We start from the raw sequence: 16,930 nt of genomic DNA, 5'->3' as shown, positions 1-16,930 counted from the left end.
TTAGATAATGTATCAGCCCATCGGCATAATGAAAGTTATGTGATGGGCTGTTTTGCATTAATTGCAGAATCATGAATGCCTTTGTTCTGTATTATCAGGATTAAAAGGAACGATTCCGATGTAACCATTAACCGGAATCTGATAAATGCAATGTAAGGCTGACCTTTAATAAATCCTGAAATATCAACTTTTTTGAATAGTGAATATTAAAACACATTTAGATGAAAAAAAATATAACGTTTATTCTGATACTGTTCTTGTTTACCATAGCTGTACAGGCACAGGATCAGCTTTATAACGAAATAGCTGATAAGGTAACCCTGATCGTTGCCAGGGATGGTTCAGGTCATTTTGACCAGGTTCAGGCTGCCATAGACTCCATTAAAAAAGCTGCCACTCCGGATGCTGTAATATATGTAAAGAATGGCGTATATGAGGGAATAATTTCTGTGAGTTCAACAGTTAAAAATCTGACCATCGTTGGTCAGGATGTCGATCATACAATTATTACAGCTCAACCAACCCATGGAGATGGTGGGTTTGGGACAGCATCTGTGAAGATTGCTTCAGAAGACTTTTTGGCTTTAAATCTGACCATCGAAAACAGTTACGGCGTTGGAAACCAGGCGGAAGCCTTGGCTACAGCCACAAAAGACAGGCAACAGTTTGCGCATTGCAGATTTATCGGTTTTCAGGATACCTACTATTCAGGAACGCCTTACCGTAACTATTTTAAAGATTGCCTTATTATAGGAGCCGTGGATTATATTTTTGGAAACAGTACGGTTATTTTTGACAGTTGCCAGATCCATAACCTGAGAGACCGCAGTTGGATAACTGCTGCCAGCACCAGTTCCAGGAGCAGGTTTGGATATGTCTTTCAGAATTGTTGGGTAACAGCTGAATATGGAGTGAGGAATGTTTACTTCGGACGACCCTGGAAAGACTATCCCAAGGTGATGTTTATGAATTGTTATCTGACCGATTGTATCAGTCCGCTGGGCTGGGATAATACCTGGTATAATCCTGATGATATCGGCAATGTGCAGTTTTATGAATACCATAATTATGGTCCCGGATCTGCTACAGATAACAGGATAAGCTACAGTAAAAGGTTAAACGATGAAGAGGCAAGTGTTTATGTTATGGATACTGTTTTTGGCACAAATAATTATCCGGCTTTAATTAAAACAGAATGGTCGCCGGATGTGGCAGAAGATCCCTTATATATTGCTGTTAAAAAGTATTTTAAATCATTTCTGGATGAAGATGTCACCAAGGCGGATCTTTCAGCACTTAAACTGAATGGTGAGGATGTGCCGGGATTTGATCCTGCAAACGAAGCTATAACGGTGACGTTACCATCAGGAACAACAGAATGGCCTGTACTGGAAGCTGTTCCTGTGTCGTCAGATATGGAAGTGAGGATCATCTATCCGAAGGAGATTCCGGGTGCTGCAACAGTGGTCGTGAGTTCAAAATATAAAGCGACGCACAAAGCTTATACTGTAAATATCCAGAATGATCAGACCATCAACCTTGAAATACCTTATGACATCAAACCTATTATTTTAAACCAGAATATTTATGATTGCTATGATGCAACTGATGAGATTTCAATCAGTGATGGTTTGTCCGTTTTTCCAAATCCAGCCGAGAGCAGGTTTACGTTAAGTTTTCGGGGATATCCGGATAAGGAGCCTGTATTGATTCAGGTTTATAATTTTATGGGTCAACGGATTTATTCAGAAGCATTAAGTGCGGACCAAATAAGGATGGATAACGTAATTGATTTGTCCGGATTTAGTGCAGGGCAATATATGGTCAATGTACATTCTGAGCATAAAAATTACTCAGGAATAGTTATTTTAAAATAATCCGGTAACAAATAAAAACATTGGAAAATGAAAAGAATAAGTATAATAACATTCCTGTTAACTATGGCTACAATATATTCCGTGGCACAGATAGATGGATATAAAAACAGGGCAGTTAATCAGAATGAGACAGTGATTATAAAACTGGAAGGAACAGAGGGAACTGTTGTTTGGGAAAAATCGAATGATAAAATTACATGGGAGGTTATCAATGGAGTAACAGATCAACTGGAATTTGTGGCTGATCAAACCACTTATTTCCGTGTAATTTCCACCGTTGATGATTGTTTGCCAGATACATCTGAATTAGGAAGTGTTACGGTGTATGGTGAAATGTCGGATATTGATGGTAATACGTATAAAACGATTCAGATAGGAAATCAGGTATGGATGGCGGAAAATCTGCGTGTAACACATTATCCGGACGGTCAGCCAATATTTAATGGTGTGGCGGATTCTTCATGGGCTTACACTGATTCTCTTGCATTTTGCTGGTATAATAACGATAGTGCTGCATATGCTGCAAGTCATGGTGCGCTTTATAACTGGGGAGCGGCTATGAATGGGAGTTTTACCAGTTCAGAGGTCCCCAGCGGTGTGCAGGGAGTCTGTCCGGATGGCTGGCATTTGCCCAGCGACATGGAGTGGCAGATACTGGAACAGTCGCTTGGTATGAGCTCCACAGAGACCGTAGAAACCGGATGGAACGGTACGAATGAAGGTTCTAAAATGGCAGGCGAAAGTCATCTTTGGGGGAAGGGCGTACTGATCTCCGATGAACAGTTTGGTGAATCAGGGTTTAACGGATTGCCAACCGGAGATCGCACCTGGGATGATGAGAGTATTTTTTATGGAGAAGGCATATTCGGAACCTGGTGGACATCAACCAGGCTGAAAAGTGACAATACCTGGTCCAGGTACATTCAGTTCGACCGGATGGAGATACGTCGGGCCGGCACCTGGAAGTGGAACGGAAACAGTGTGCGATGCGTTAAAAATTAAATATTAATCGTTAATAACGTGAGTCTGAAATTTCAGGCTTTCGTTATTTTTCATTATGCATTATAAAACAATTTTAACGCGCAGGATTTTGAAACCTGATATATAACTTTTATATTGTAATCGATTGCATAAAATTTATTTTTCAATTTTTACTAACGATAAAATTTTACATTATGAGAAAAAAACATTTACTTTTTGCATTTACTTTTGCCTTAATATTTAGTACGGGTGTGACAAAGGCACAGTTGTCCTTTGATGCTAATATTGTTTCCCACTGGTCCTTTGATGACGAAACGGCCTCGGATTCAAAAACAGGAGCAACCGGTGTAATCGTAGGTGATGCTGTAACTTTTACTGATGGGATTTCAGGTAAAGCTATTGACTTTAGCAGCTACGTGACCGGTGACATTGCTGGTGTGGTGGTTAAGGATGATGGGAGTAATTTAACTGCCATTAATTTTACGTCAGAATCTTTCTCCATTTCTCTTTGGGCAATTGTTGATCCAACCTTAGATGAACAGACACAAATAATTAAGGGTACAAATGGAGCTGATGCAACTGACTTTGAAGGAAATGCCGTAAATAATGCCAATGGATACAGATATACTATACAAACAAAACAGGGTGAAATACGTTTTGCAATTGATGATAATGATGATTTTGGAGGTAAAACCCAGTTAGGTGTTAATATTGCTGATCTCGCCAATCCATACCCTACCGGGGAATGGGTAAATATTGTTGGCGTGAGAGATCGTAATGCTGGTAATTTGTACTTGTATCTTAATGGAGCGCTAATTGGCGAAGCGGCTGATGCAACCGGTGATTTAAATATAGCCGGGCAGGATTTGGTGATTGGCAATTATGTTACCGGTGCCAATGTAACCATGGGACCTATTGATGAAGTTATGATCATGAACAAAGCGTTATCAGCTGATGAGGTTGCCGAACTATACAATAATTTAGCTACCAGCTTTAATGCACCTAAAGTGTCAATCGGAACATTAAAAATTCAACCAACTTTTGTTAACAGCTCATTGTCTATCCATGAAGTATCTGATTTCAATACCATTGAAATCTATAATTTAACCGGAGCACTGGTTAAGTCTGTAAACAATGTTGAAAGCAACGTTACATTAAATGTAAATGATCTTTCAAACGGAAAATATATTGTAAAAGGAATTAGTCAGAATAAAGTTAACGTTGGCAGCTTTATTAAGCAATAAAACTTATTTACAGGTAATAAAGACCCGGGTAAAATTTATCCGGGTTTTTTATTGTGAGGATTTTATAATTATGATCACTTTTTGAGAACATCCCTGACAATTTCGTCTTATTAAGGCTTTTTAGATAAACATTTTATGTTATTCAACATTTAAAACTTATTTTTGCAAAAAATTAATTACAGAAAAATAAAATACAATGGGTAAAATTTCAGACTATGTTAAACCGGGTGTAATTTTCGGTGATGATGTAAACAAAGTATTTGAATTAGCAAAGGCAGGTCAGTTTGCACTTCCTGCAGTTAATGTTGTTGGCTCAAACTCAGTGAATGGAGTTATGGAAGCAGCAAAAAAAGTTAATTCTCCGGTAATTATACAGTTATCAAATGGTGGTGCATCATTTTTTGCTGGTAAAGGTGCATCTGGTGAAGGCCAGGAAGTAGCTATTTTAGGTGGCATTGCTGCTGCTAAATATATTCATACGGTGGCTGAAGCTTATGGTATTCCTGTTATTTTACATACCGACCATGCAGCTAAAAAATTACTTCCCTGGATTGACGGTTTGTTAGATGCCAGCGAGGAAAACTTTAAAGCTACAGGCAAACCATTGTTTTCTTCACACATGCTCGACCTTTCTGAAGAACCGCTTGAAGAAAATATTGCAATAAGCAAGGAATACCTGAAACGCATGAGCAAAATGGGTATGACTCTTGAGATTGAATTAGGAATTACAGGTGGTGAAGAAGACGGTGTAGACAACTCAAGTGTTGATAACTCTTTACTGTATACACAACCGGAACACGTATATTATGCTTATAAAGAGTTAAGCGAAGTTTCTTCTAATTTTACTATCGCTGCTTCTTTTGGCAATGTTCATGGTGTGTACAAGCCGGGAAATGTGGTATTGAAACCTTCCATCCTTGGAAATTCACAGGAATATATTAAGGATAAAGATGGATTATCTGTTGACAAGCCAGTTAACTTTGTATTCCATGGAGGTTCGGGATCATCACTCGAAGAAATTCGTGAAGCCATTGGTTATGGTGTAATTAAAATGAATATTGATACTGATACTCAGTGGGCCTTCTGGGATGGTGTTCGTATATTTGAAGCAAAGAATCATGATTACCTGCAGGGACAGATCGGAAACCCTGAAGGTGATGATAAACCAAATAAAAAATATTACGATCCAAGAAAATGGTTACGTGCCGGTGAGGAGACATTGGTAGCACGTTTAGTGCAGGCATTTAACGATCTTAATAATATTGATACATATTAATCCATAGTATCATTCACAAAAAAAGGCGCTCAATAAGCGCCTTTTTTTATTCGTGAAACAGGGACGTGCTTAGATAGCGTTCTCCTGTGTCGCAAACAATCGCGACAAATGTTTTTCCTTTATTTTCGGGTAAGCTTGCCAGCGATAGTGCTGCCCAAACTATAGCACCGGAAGATATTCCGCAAATGATACCTTCTTCCTTCATCAGCCTTCTGGCAGTTTCAAACGCGTTATCGTTTGAAACAGGAACAATTTCATCAATAAGTTCTGTTTTACAGTTCCCGGGAATAAATCCGGCACCGATGCCCTGTATTTTATGTGATCCAGGCTCCCCTCCTGATAACACCGGCGAATCTTTTGGTTCAACCGCCACATTTGTAACCGATGGTTTTTTCTCTTTAAGTATTGTGGATACCCCTGAAAATGTTCCACCGGTACCTACGCCCGAAATAAAAAAATCTATCGTACCATCCGTATCGTTCCATATCTCAACAGCAGTAGTACGTTTATGGAATTCTATGTTAGCAGGATTTTCAAACTGCATGGGCATGAAAGAACCATCAATATCTTCGAGTAATTCGTTCGCTTTTGCTATGGCACCTTTCATCCCTTCGGTAGCAGGTGTAAGGACAACTTTAGCACCTAAACCCTCCATGAGCTTTCGGCGTTCTATGCTGGCAGATTCAGGCATTACAATGATAACATGGTAACCTTTAACAGCGCTAACCATTGCAAGTCCGATACCTGTATTACCCGAAGAAGGTTCTATAATGGTTCCTTCCGGTTTAAGTACACCTCTTTTCTCTGCATCTTCAATAAGAGCAAGCCCGAGTCTGTCTTTTACTGATCCTCCGGGATTTGCAGATTCCAGTTTAACAAACACGTTAGCATCTATACCTTTTGTGAGTTTATTTAATCTGACAAGTGGTGTATTACCAATCAGATCAATAACACTATTTGCAACTTTCATGCGTATAACTTTATATGTTTTTCAAGAATATCAGCAGGAATAAATTGTGGAAACTACTGACAGAGCACTTACTATTTCTCAGATAGTTTTTGTTCCAGCATGCCTGAGTTAGAAAGAATTTCTACCGCTTTCTGAAAAATATCGTCCTGTTCATTCATTACCTGGTAGTATTCACTGATATCAAAAATATCGCGGGCAACCAGAGCTTTAAACTGTGCAGAGATTAGCGGCAGCGAATGTTTAAATTGCTCATCGTTGTATTCCAGTTTTGCTTTTTCACCATTCGCAATCAGCTCATCCAGCATATCCTGTGTCACGAAAAATTTAGTATCAAACATGGCAAAGTCAGGATACAGGCTGTTTAATTCCTGTCTGTGTTTGTCAACATAGTTTAAAACCGTTTTGTTCATCACGCCTTTGGCTACCAGGCTTCTGTGGTAATCGGTGATAACAGCTGTATCAATAGGAACAAAAACGTCGGGCATAATGCCACCACCTCCATATACTGTCCGGTTCAGGACAAGCGTTTTATACTTTAATGAGTCGGGGAAATGTATGCTGTCCTCTGAAAGGAGTTCGCCATTATTATACCGGTTAATGATTTCTTTCCGGTATTCAGCCCGGCCATGATTGTAAGGCTTTTGTATCAACCTTCCGGAAGGGGTATAGTATTTTGCAGTGGTCAGGCGCATGGCAGAACCGTCTGGTAAATTAAACTGTCGCTGTACCAAACCTTTGCCAAAACTTCTGCGACCCACTATCAGTCCCCTGTCCCAATCCTGTATTGCCCCGGATAATATTTCGCTGGCAGAGGCAGATGATTCATCTATCAATACCACCAGTTCGCCTTTTTCAAATTTTCCGCCTTTTGTAGCGCGAAAGGTTTGACGTGGACTGTTAAGACCTTCTGTGTAAACAATAAGTTTATTGTTTGAAAGGAATTCGTCAGCCAGACCAGTTGCAGCATTCAGATATCCACCTCCATTACCTTGCAGATCAAGAATGAGACTTTTCATTCCATCCTTTTTCAGATCATTAAGGGCGGTTGAAAATTCGTCAAGTGTTGTTCCTGAAAACCTGTTCAGTTTAATATAACCTATATCGTCATTAACCATGTAAGCTGCGTCAAGACTGTGAAGCGGAATTTTATCACGTACAATGGTAAATTCCAATAACTTCTTCGTTCCATTCCGTTTTATTTTTACCGTGACCTCGGTACCTTTATCTCCCCTAAGCCTGTCAGTTACATTCTTATTTGTTATTCCGATTCCTGCAACCATATCATCATCAATATAAATGATCCGGTCCCCTGCCAGTATCCCTACTTTTTCGGAAGGTCCCCCGGGAATAGGATTGACAACCATTAAGGTGTCATCCAGAATATTGAACTGAATCCCGATCCCTTCAAAATTTCCCCGCAACGGTTCATTCATGCGTTTAACCTCTTCGCTGTTCATATAAACCGAATGCGGATCCAGATCCTCGAGCATTGCTTTTATCGCGTCCTCTACAATTTCTTCCTTATCAACAGTATCAACGTAATATGCCCCGATTGTTCTGGCAGCAACGGATAATTTGTACAGTTGCACATCTGCCTTAGAACGGATCGAATTCTGTGCTGTGGTTGATAATACAAGTGTTGCAAGGAACACAAAAAGAAATGCTCTACGTATCATAATACCTGGTTTTAGAATGGTAAATCGTCGTTTTCCGGAGGGATGTTATCAAGATCCGGAGGAGGAATATCAGCAGGGACAGGTGAATTCTGTGCCATAGCCCCTTCGATACGCCACGCCTCAAGATTTGAGAAATAGTTAACCTGACCGTTCTTTTCCCATTTCCTTCCTCGAATATTGAAGCTCACCTTAATCTTATCTCCGTTATTGTACTGATCGATAAGGTTGCACTTATCCTGAGTTAACTGAAACTTAATAAAATCGTTCCACTCAGAATTTCGTTCATTTTCTACTTCAATTACAAACTCCCGTTTTTTAAATTTATCCGAAATCTGCTGTTCGTTTTCTTTTAAAATAAGATTTCCTTCAATTTCAAAGTTCATAGATATGTTAGTCTTTTTCTACAATTATTATTTTTTCTATTACGTCTCCCTGCCTGATGGAGTCAATTACATCCACTCCTTCAAATACCTTCCCAAAGCAGGTGTGCTTTCTGTCAAGATGGGCTGTATTTCGTCTACTATGGCAAATAAAAAATTGCGACCCTCCGGTATTTCTTCCGGCATGAGCCATAGATAAAACACCCCGGTCATGAAATTGTTTCTCTCCATCAAGTTCACAATCAATTTTATAACCAGGTCCACCTGTTCCCACTCTTGGATCACTCATGTCTTTTGAAAAAGGACATCCGCCCTGGATCACAAAGTCCGGAATTACACGGTGAAATGCCAGACCGTCATAAAAACCGTCTTCTGAAAGTTTTACGAAATTTTCTACTGTGTTCGGGGCGTCATCTTCGTAAAGTTCGGCCACCATTACGCCTTTTGATGTATGAAATTCTGCTGTTAACATAAGTTCTATAATAAAAATGTACCCGGCTGCGGGAGCAACCGGGATACAATAAAAGAAAATTTTTACAAAAACGGTTTAAAACCGTTTGCTAATATTATTTTTTAATATCAATTAACTCCATTTCAAAGATCAAAGCAGAATTGCCTGGAATTGATTGATTGCCTCTTGCACCGTATGCAAGATCAGGATGAATGTATACCTTCCATTTTGAACCTACAGGCATTAACTGTAAAATTTCAGTCCATCCTTTAATGACGCCCTTAACGCCAAATACAGTAGGATTCGCAGGATCTAAATTACTATCAAATTCTTTCCCGTCAATAAATGTTCCTTTGTAGTTAACAGCAACTTTATCATCTGCTGTTGGCTTTGGTCCGTCACCTTCTTTGAGGATTTCGTACTGAAGTTTTCCATCCATTAAAGAAGTTACTCCGGGACGTTTAGCGTTTTCAGCTAAAAAGTCTTCCGCTTTCACAAGGTTTTCCTCAGCTTGTTTTTTCTGAGCCGCCATAAAGTAATTGTTAATAAAGCCCTGGATGTCTTCTACGTCTATTTTACTGTCATTCCCTTTGACACCTTCAACAAATCCTGCGGCAACCAAATCAAGGTTTACACTATCTCCAGGTACAGTGGAACGGTTTTTATAAAGGCCGCTTCCATAATTATAACCAATCAGATAGAATGTACTGTCTGCTTGAGTTTTCATAGGAACATTGTTGTAAGATTGATTGCTGGAGCAAGATGCTATTGTAATGGCTACCAATACAACGACGAATAAATTTTTTAATTTCATGAGTTTTCTATAATAATTAAACAATTTCTAATAATTCTACTTCAAATACCAGCGTAGTATCGGGACCGATCATTTGTCCGGCTCCCTGGTTGCCGTAAGCAAGTTCAGAAGGGATGAAAAGTTTCCATTTACTTCCTTCTGTCATCAACTGCAATGCTTCTACCCAGCCTTTAATAACCTGATTCACTCCAAAGGTGGCAGGTGCTCCTCTCTGAACAGAGCTGTCAAATACTGTACCGTCGATTAATGTACCATGATAATGGCATTTCACACTGTCAGTAGCCGATGGTTTATTTCCTTCTCCATCCGTTAAAACTTCATATTGTAGACCGCTGGGTAATACGGTTACTTCTTCACGTTTTGCATTTTCATTCAGAAAATCATCACCGGCTTTTTTATTTATTTCACTGGCTTTGTTCTGAACCGATTCAAAAAAATCATTTAAAACCTGACGCGCTTCCTCACTTGAAATTTCTGGCATTTTTCCTTCCATTGCATCGCGTAAGCCTTTGTTGAATTTTTCAAAATCCATTTCTTTAACACCACTTCCCAAAAGACTCCCTGCAACACTAAGTCCTAATGCGTAACTTAATTTCTCCATTTTACTTTTCTAAAAATTAAGCAGCGAAGATAACGGTTTTAGATGAGCAAAAAAAATAAAAGTTTGAGTATTAAAATTTATTAGAATTAAGCGTTTTAGGCTGTTAAAATTTGTGGAATCTCAAAGGAAAAAGTAGTCCCTTTTTTCTCTGCTGAAGTAAATCCGATTTTGCCTTTCAGGTACCTTTCACCCAATAATTTCATACTGTATGTACCTACACCCCTTCCCGAACCTTTTGTAGAAAATGACCGCTGAAAAATCTGACTTTGTGCTTTTTCGGGGATAACAGTACCGTTGTGAACCTCAATCATAAAATTGTTCCGTTTTTTGAAGATATTCAAAGTAATCTTGTCCCCATCCTGACTCGCTTCCAAAGCATTCTTTAGCATATTGAGCATGACACGGTTAAATATAACCTTGTCTGTAATAATCCCTTCATCATCAAATGGGGGAGTGAAAATTATATCTTTTCCTTTGGCAACATCATGATGACTGATCTTTTCAACGGAATCGGCCAGTAGTTCATGCATGACAAATGGCTCAGGATTTACTGATAATTCATTATTTTCAGCTTTTACAAGCTCTTGCTGTGATACAATCTCTTCAAGCAGTGAACTGCTGATTCTTTTGGCAGATTGAATGAACTTTTTACGGTTAAAATCGTCCATCTCTTCTAGCGTTTCCATGATGCCTTCCAGACTGCCTGCAAGATTGATGATGTCATGAAAGAATGTGCGTTCCAGTAATTCTTTTCTCTTTTTGTCTGTGATATCTTTGGCTGAAATAACAATCAACTCCGATCCGTCAATATCTAATGCAGATGCGCTTATTTCGAGATCAAGTTGTTCATCAACACCATTCTTTTTTGTTGTGATTCTCGTCTCTTTCACTGCTGGTAATTTTGTGACTGCCACATCAAGAATTACAGACAGCAGGTTACAGTATTTACAATATAAAGATGTCCCACATCCGTCAGGTCCTTCTGTATGATGTATACAGGAAAGAGCTTCTCCGGGTTTAATACCTTTACTTAAAGTCTCCTCCGTGATATTCAGATCATTCAGAAAACTTTCATTTGCATAAACTATTTCCCTGTTTTCGTTTAGTATGAAAACAACGTATGATAAAGAATTTAGCAGATCCTTAATTTTATTAATGTTTTCTAACGTAATATTTTGCGATAAAAAAGCATTCACGGAGTTATATTTTGCAGGAGCAAATGTCATATGCTAACTATTAATTAGTACAAAATTAACTAAAAGTTATTATAATTCAAAATTAATTAACGTAAAATTAACAGAATTAAACTTAATTTTATCTGAATTAGTTTTGCCGGATTGATTTAGGAATGCTGAAAGAAAAGGTTGTTCCGTTTTCTTGATTTGAAATAAAACTTACAGAGCCCTTTAAATATCTTTCTCCGAGTAGTTTCATGCTATAAGTTCCGATTCCTCTTCCTGACCCTTTCGTGGAAAAAGAACGTTGAAAAATTTGTTGCTGAATATGTACTGGCATGAAATGTTTATTGTTAACCGTAATGTTAAATTCACTATCGTTTTTAGAAAGATCTATCCATATAGTCTCGTTAGAATTGCTTGCTTCAAGGGCATTTTTCATCATATTGATCAGTATTCTGTTAAATAAGATTTTATCAGTAACTATGGTTTGATTTATTAAAGTGGGATTATAGTGTATTATTTTTTTTGTGGCCACGTGATGGTGAGATATGTTATCAATGGCATCAAGGATCAGAGAATTAATATTAAATTCTCCTGGATTAACCGTTAGTTCATTATGTTCGGCTTTTGATATTTGGTACTGAGCCATAATTTCATCGATCAGCGTATTGCTGATTCGTTTTGCCGTAATCAGTAATCGGTCTTTTTCGTGGCAACTCATTTCTTCCATCAGTTCCATAATCCCATCCAGACTACCTGCCATGTTTATGATATCGTGAAAGAAAGTTCGTTCAAGTATTTCTTTTCTCTTTTTATCAGTAATATCCTGTGCCGAAAAGACAGTATAATTGTTTCCTGCAAAGCGGAAAGGTGTTGCTGTAATTTCAAGATCCAGTTGCTCTTCCAATCCGTTATTATCAACAATAACCCTTGCTTCCCTGGTATTTATAACATTTGTAGCATGGGTTTCCAGGATTGAATTTACAACACTGCAATATCTGCAGAACTCGGATGAACCACAACCTGCCGGTCCCTGATTTGCATGGATACATGCGAAAATTTCACCTGGTTTATATCCGTGTATATCTTTGTTATTTACAATTTTAAATTTTGCCAACAAATTATCGTTCGAGAATACGATTTCTTTATTCCGGTTCAGAATAAATATAATATACGATAATGTTCCCAGAAGTTCTTTCAGGTTCGCGATATTTTCCAGTGAGTTAGTCTCATTCAGAAAATCTTTTATAGGATCATTTTTGCCAGGTGAAAATTCTACCGCCATAACTGTTAATTATAAAGTAATTAATAAAAGTGTCTGCCTGGTTTTATTTGGGTTAGGATATTACACTAACGCAACTAACGTTTTATCCAGGTTATTTGGATCTGGGCTGTATGCAAGTATAGATAAATAATAGGTCTTTAAACTCTAACAACTTTTACCTAAGTTTTGTTTTTATATGGATAAAAATAAAAGGGATACTTAATTAAGTACCCCTTTTATCATCAAAAGTTTTATAGCTATGCCTGTTTTATAGCGGCCTGAGCAGCAGCTAACCTGGCTATAGGTACCCTGTAAGGTGAACAGCTTACATAATCCATTCCAACAGAGTTGCAGAATTCGACTGAACTTGGTTCGCCACCATGTTCCCCACAAATTCCAACCTTAAGTTTTGGATTGGTACCACGACCTTTTTCAACACCCAGTTTAACCAGCTGACCAACACCTTCCTGATCGAGTACTTCAAAAGGATCGTTTTTCAGGATGCCTTTTTGAATATATACTGGCAGGAATTTTCCGGCATCATCACGGGAATAACCGAAAGTCATCTGAGTTAAGTCATTGGTACCGAAAGAGAAGAACTGTGCTTTGGTCGCAATCTGGTCGGCAGTGACGGCAGCTCTTGGAACCTCTATCATTGTACCCACCATATAGTCTACCTTAGCTCCTTTTTCTGCAAACACTTTTTCTGCTGTTGCATGTATAATGTCGTACTGCAGTTCAAGTTCTTTTAGTGTTCCCACTAAAGGCACCATGATTTCAGGACGCGCATCCACGCCTTTTTGCTTCAGATTCACAGCAGCTTCAATAATAGCACGTGCCTGCATTACAGTAATTTCTGGATAGGTATTTCCGAGACGGCAGCCACGGTGACCTAACATAGGGTTGAATTCTTCCAGTTCGGCCACTTTGTTTTTTACATAATCAAGACTTACGCCCATTTCCTGAGCCAGTTCTTTTTGTGTAGCCAGCTGATGAGGAACAAATTCATGCAAAGGCGGATCAAGCAGACGAACTGTTACTCCAAAACCGGCCATCGCTTCAAATATTCCTTCGAAGTCACTTCTTTGAATCGGGAGTAATTTTTCCAATGCTTTTTCCCTTCCTGCAACATCGCTGGCAAGAATCATTTCGCGCATGGCCTTAATACGTTCCCCTTCGAAGAACATATGTTCTGTACGGCAAAGACCAATACCGGTTGCACCAAACCTGCGAGCAACAGTAGCGTCTTTAGGAGAATCCGCATTTGTTCTGACATTCATTCTCGTAAATTTGTCAGAAAGGTCCATGATTTTAGCAAAATCGCCGCTCAATTCCGGTTCCATAGTAGCAACACGTCCTTCGTATACCACACCTGTAGATCCGTTTAAAGAGATCCAGTCACCTTCTTTAAAGGTTTTGCCTTCCATGGTGATGGTTCTGTTTTTATAATCAATTTTAATTGATCCGGCACCTGACACACAGCATTTACCCATACCACGTGCAACTACAGCAGCATGCGATGTCATACCACCACGGGCTGTTAAAATACCTTTGGCAATGTTCATTCCTTCAAGGTCTTCCGGTGAAGTTTCAATACGAACCAGAATAGTATTGTCATATTTTTTTGCTTCATCTGCAAAGAATACAATCTGTCCTGTGGCAGCTCCCGGAGATGCTGGTAAGCCTTTTGCCATAACACTGGCAGAAGCTTCAGCTTTTTTATCAAAAACAGGATGAAGTAATTCATCAAGTTTTTGTGGTTCCTGACGTAACAAAGCTGTTTTTTCGTCAATCATACCACTTTCGAGCATGTCAACAGCGATTTTAACCATGGCAGCACCTGTACGTTTACCGTTACGGGTTTGGAGCAGCCAGAGTTTTCTGTCCTGAATGGTGAATTCAAGGTCCTGCATATCGCTGAAATAGTTTTCCAGTTTTGTTTCCACATCAAACAATTCCTGAGCCACTTCAGGCATGGCCTCTTCCAGTGACGGATATTTCTCTTTACGAACTTCTTCAGTTACATTGGCTAACTTTGCCCAACGGCGTGAACCTTCCAGTGTAATTTGCTGAGGTGTACGAACACCTGCAACCACATCTTCACCCTGAGCATCAATCAGGTATTCACCATTGAAAATATCCTCACCTGTTCCGGCATCACGCGTAAAAGCAACACCTGTACCTGAGTTTTTACCCATGTTTCCAAATACCATGGCCTGAACATTAACAGCTGTTCCCCACTCATCAGGAATACGGTTCAGACGACGGTAGTAAATGGCACGTTCGTTGTTCCAGCTATCAAATACAGCCATCACAGCTCCCCAAAGCTGATCGTATGCATCTTCAGGAAAATCGTGGCCTGTCTGTTTTTTAACGGCTGCCTTAAATTTTTTAACCAGCTCTTTCAGATCAGCAACTTCAAGTTCAGTATCCAGTTCAACACCTTTGGCTTCTTTAACCTCTTCCATGATGGCTTCGAAAGGATCAATATCTTCTTTGCTCTCTGGTTTCATGCCTAATACCACATCGCCATACATCTGAACAAATCTGCGGTATGAGTCCCATGCAAATCTTTCATTACCTGATTTTTTTGCAATACCTTCAACGGCAGCATCGTTCAGTCCAAGATTCAAAACGGTATCCATCATTCCTGGCATTGAAACTCTCGCGCCGGAACGAACAGAAACAAGACATGGGTTTTCTTTGTCGCCGAATTTGGTGCCCATAAGATTTTCAATGTTGGCAATAGCGGCTTCCACATCTGATTTAAGCAATTCAACCACTTTTTCCTCTCCCAGTTGATTGTATTCGGTACATACGTCTGCTGTGATAGTAAATCCCGGTGGTACCGGAACCCCAATGAGGTTCATTTCGGCAAGGTTGGCACCTTTTCCTCCCAGGAGGTTTTTCATGTCGGCCTTTCCTTCAGCCTGGCCGTTTCCGAAAGTGTAAACTCTTTTGTTACTCATAGTTATTATTTAAATATGTAGTTATTAAATATTTGAATATTCATGAATGGGGAACAAAGGTAGGATAAATATTTAAAAAGTTGAATGTAAAAAATGTAAAAAACCGTTACTTCTGTTAAGGACTGTTTAATAGCCTTTCTCAGCTGGTTTCACGCGTAATATCTATCAGGAAATCTGCTGTTGTAGCCTGGAATTATGTTGTTTATTTAGTCTGGTTTTATCGTTAAACTTCGGCTTGTCTGGCTGGCAGCACCAAAAATTCCACGGCCGTTTTTAATGTTTGTATAAATGTATATTGGTTCAGAAAGCGGAAAATCATAATAACTGTTATACGATGCCAGAGACCTGAGATAATAAAACATATCTTTGGTGTAAGACGTCAGGGTAATTCTTAAATTCAGAATATCAACATCGGTATAGAAATAAAAATTATCTGAACTGAAGGAAATTTGGTTCTTTAGTCCCGGCAGCAACTGATCTTTGAAATAGAGAATATTTCCACCGGTTTCTTCCGTGATATCTGTATTAGTGTAAAGTCCGTAATCGTTTTTAAACTCATATATGCCATCCCAGGAACTAATCTCTACCGGGTTGAACACGAGAATACTATCTACTGAAACATAATTTTCGGGGTCAGGCGGAGGAAAATCATTGGTGTATTTATATTCTCCATCGTCCATAATGTAAGTATATGAAGCTCTTTCTATTTTGATGCTGTAGAAATTATCTGTTGCCGGAGCATCATCCAGAAGTACGGATAAACTTATGTTGTATATGATTGGCTCAACATAATCCGGTGGACAATCATAGCAGGGAGTTCCTGATTCTTCTTTTGTGATTTTTATATTTTCAACGGAAAAAGACGTGGAATCAGGAACAGTCAAATCAGCCTGAGCAGTTTCCAGTCCGTTTACGGATACATTAATGTCAAATTTATCCAAAGGTGTAACGTGAATATTATCGGCAACAAACAGATTGGAATCACTACTGTATCTCACATTTACATTGCTTCCGTTTTGGAGCAGCTCCAGTTCTGTTGGAGTGACTCTTGACCATTCCATATTCAGGTTATTCCGCATAGCAGTTCTGGCAATCATAAAGCTGAAAGCAGAGTCAGACTGTGCCATTCCGTTGATAACGATCTGAGGTTCATGTACCTGTAATGGAAAATCTTCCACAACTTTGCTGCATGATGAGCTAATGATGATCAGTACTAAAACCAGATATATTTTTAATATTGACTTCATGA

Annotated in this window: 14 protein-coding genes; 4 read left to right on the top strand and 10 right to left on the bottom strand. The window is 39.0% G+C overall.

Going from position 1 to position 16,930, the window contains the following annotated elements:
- Positions 1-221 precede the first annotated feature (221 nt).
- The 4 genes from ACE1ET_RS06465 to fbaA all read left to right on the top strand — a co-directional run bounded on the left by ACE1ET_RS06465 (position 222) and on the right by fbaA (position 5,378).
- Positions 222-1,877 carry a pectinesterase family protein gene (locus ACE1ET_RS06465; RefSeq protein WP_375727558.1) on the top strand — a complete coding sequence of 552 codons (1,656 nt, stop codon included), beginning with the start codon at positions 222-224 and terminating at the stop codon, positions 1,875-1,877.
- A gap of 27 nt (positions 1,878-1,904) precedes the next feature.
- Positions 1,905-2,879, top strand: coding sequence for a fibrobacter succinogenes major paralogous domain-containing protein (locus ACE1ET_RS06460; RefSeq protein ID WP_375727557.1), 975 nt, complete (start codon positions 1,905-1,907; stop codon positions 2,877-2,879).
- Between the two features lie 173 nt (positions 2,880-3,052).
- Complete coding sequence (locus ACE1ET_RS06455; RefSeq protein ID WP_375727556.1) at positions 3,053-4,102, top strand: LamG-like jellyroll fold domain-containing protein; 1,050 nt, start codon at positions 3,053-3,055, stop codon at positions 4,100-4,102.
- A 196-nt stretch (positions 4,103-4,298) separates the two neighbouring features.
- Positions 4,299-5,378, top strand: coding sequence for a class II fructose-bisphosphate aldolase (gene fbaA, locus ACE1ET_RS06450; RefSeq protein ID WP_375727555.1), 1,080 nt, complete (start codon positions 4,299-4,301; stop codon positions 5,376-5,378).
- Between the two features lie 46 nt (positions 5,379-5,424).
- Here the strand turns inward: fbaA and cysK are convergent, their stop codons facing one another.
- From cysK to ACE1ET_RS06400, 10 genes are all read right to left on the bottom strand, one after another.
- The gene (gene cysK / locus ACE1ET_RS06445) at positions 5,425-6,348 is read right to left on the bottom strand and encodes a cysteine synthase A (RefSeq protein WP_375727554.1); all 924 of its coding nucleotides are present in this window, start codon (positions 6,346-6,348) and stop codon (positions 5,425-5,427) included.
- A 71-nt stretch (positions 6,349-6,419) separates the two neighbouring features.
- Entirely contained in the window at positions 6,420-8,024 is a 1,605-nt protein-coding gene (locus ACE1ET_RS06440; protein WP_375727553.1) for a S41 family peptidase, read from the bottom strand.
- Between the two features lie 11 nt (positions 8,025-8,035).
- A complete protein-coding gene (locus ACE1ET_RS06435; protein WP_375727552.1) occupies positions 8,036-8,407 on the bottom strand; it encodes a DUF3127 domain-containing protein in 372 nt (123 codons plus the stop codon).
- A gap of 7 nt (positions 8,408-8,414) precedes the next feature.
- Positions 8,415-8,876, bottom strand: a complete 462-nt coding sequence (locus tag ACE1ET_RS06430) for a peptidylprolyl isomerase (RefSeq protein ID WP_375727551.1) — start codon at positions 8,874-8,876, stop codon at positions 8,415-8,417.
- Between the two features lie 94 nt (positions 8,877-8,970).
- Positions 8,971-9,582, bottom strand: a complete 612-nt coding sequence (locus ACE1ET_RS06425) for a BamJ family beta-barrel-assembly machinery protein (RefSeq protein WP_375727550.1) — start codon at positions 9,580-9,582, stop codon at positions 8,971-8,973.
- A gap of 103 nt (positions 9,583-9,685) precedes the next feature.
- On the bottom strand, positions 9,686-10,270 hold the full coding sequence (locus ACE1ET_RS06420; protein ID WP_375727549.1) for a BamJ family beta-barrel-assembly machinery protein: 585 nt from the start codon (positions 10,268-10,270) through the stop codon (positions 9,686-9,688).
- Between the two features lie 95 nt (positions 10,271-10,365).
- Complete coding sequence (locus ACE1ET_RS06415; protein WP_375727548.1) at positions 10,366-11,496, bottom strand: sensor histidine kinase; 1,131 nt, start codon at positions 11,494-11,496, stop codon at positions 10,366-10,368.
- Between the two features lie 97 nt (positions 11,497-11,593).
- The gene (locus tag ACE1ET_RS06410; RefSeq protein WP_375727547.1) at positions 11,594-12,733 is read right to left on the bottom strand and encodes a sensor histidine kinase; all 1,140 of its coding nucleotides are present in this window, start codon (positions 12,731-12,733) and stop codon (positions 11,594-11,596) included.
- 236 nt (positions 12,734-12,969) lie between these two features.
- A complete protein-coding gene (ppdK, locus tag ACE1ET_RS06405; protein ID WP_375727546.1) occupies positions 12,970-15,681 on the bottom strand; it encodes a pyruvate, phosphate dikinase in 2,712 nt (903 codons plus the stop codon).
- Between the two features lie 206 nt (positions 15,682-15,887).
- The gene (locus ACE1ET_RS06400) at positions 15,888-16,928 is read right to left on the bottom strand and encodes a DUF4249 domain-containing protein (protein ID WP_375727545.1); all 1,041 of its coding nucleotides are present in this window, start codon (positions 16,926-16,928) and stop codon (positions 15,888-15,890) included.
- Positions 16,929-16,930 lie beyond the last annotated feature (2 nt).

It is taken from the genome of Quyinboa mangrovi, assembly GCF_042219825.1.
GTDB lineage: Bacteria > Bacteroidota > Bacteroidia > Bacteroidales > UBA5342 > JBHJHP01.
This window is presented reverse-complemented; position numbering and strand designations above follow the sequence as displayed.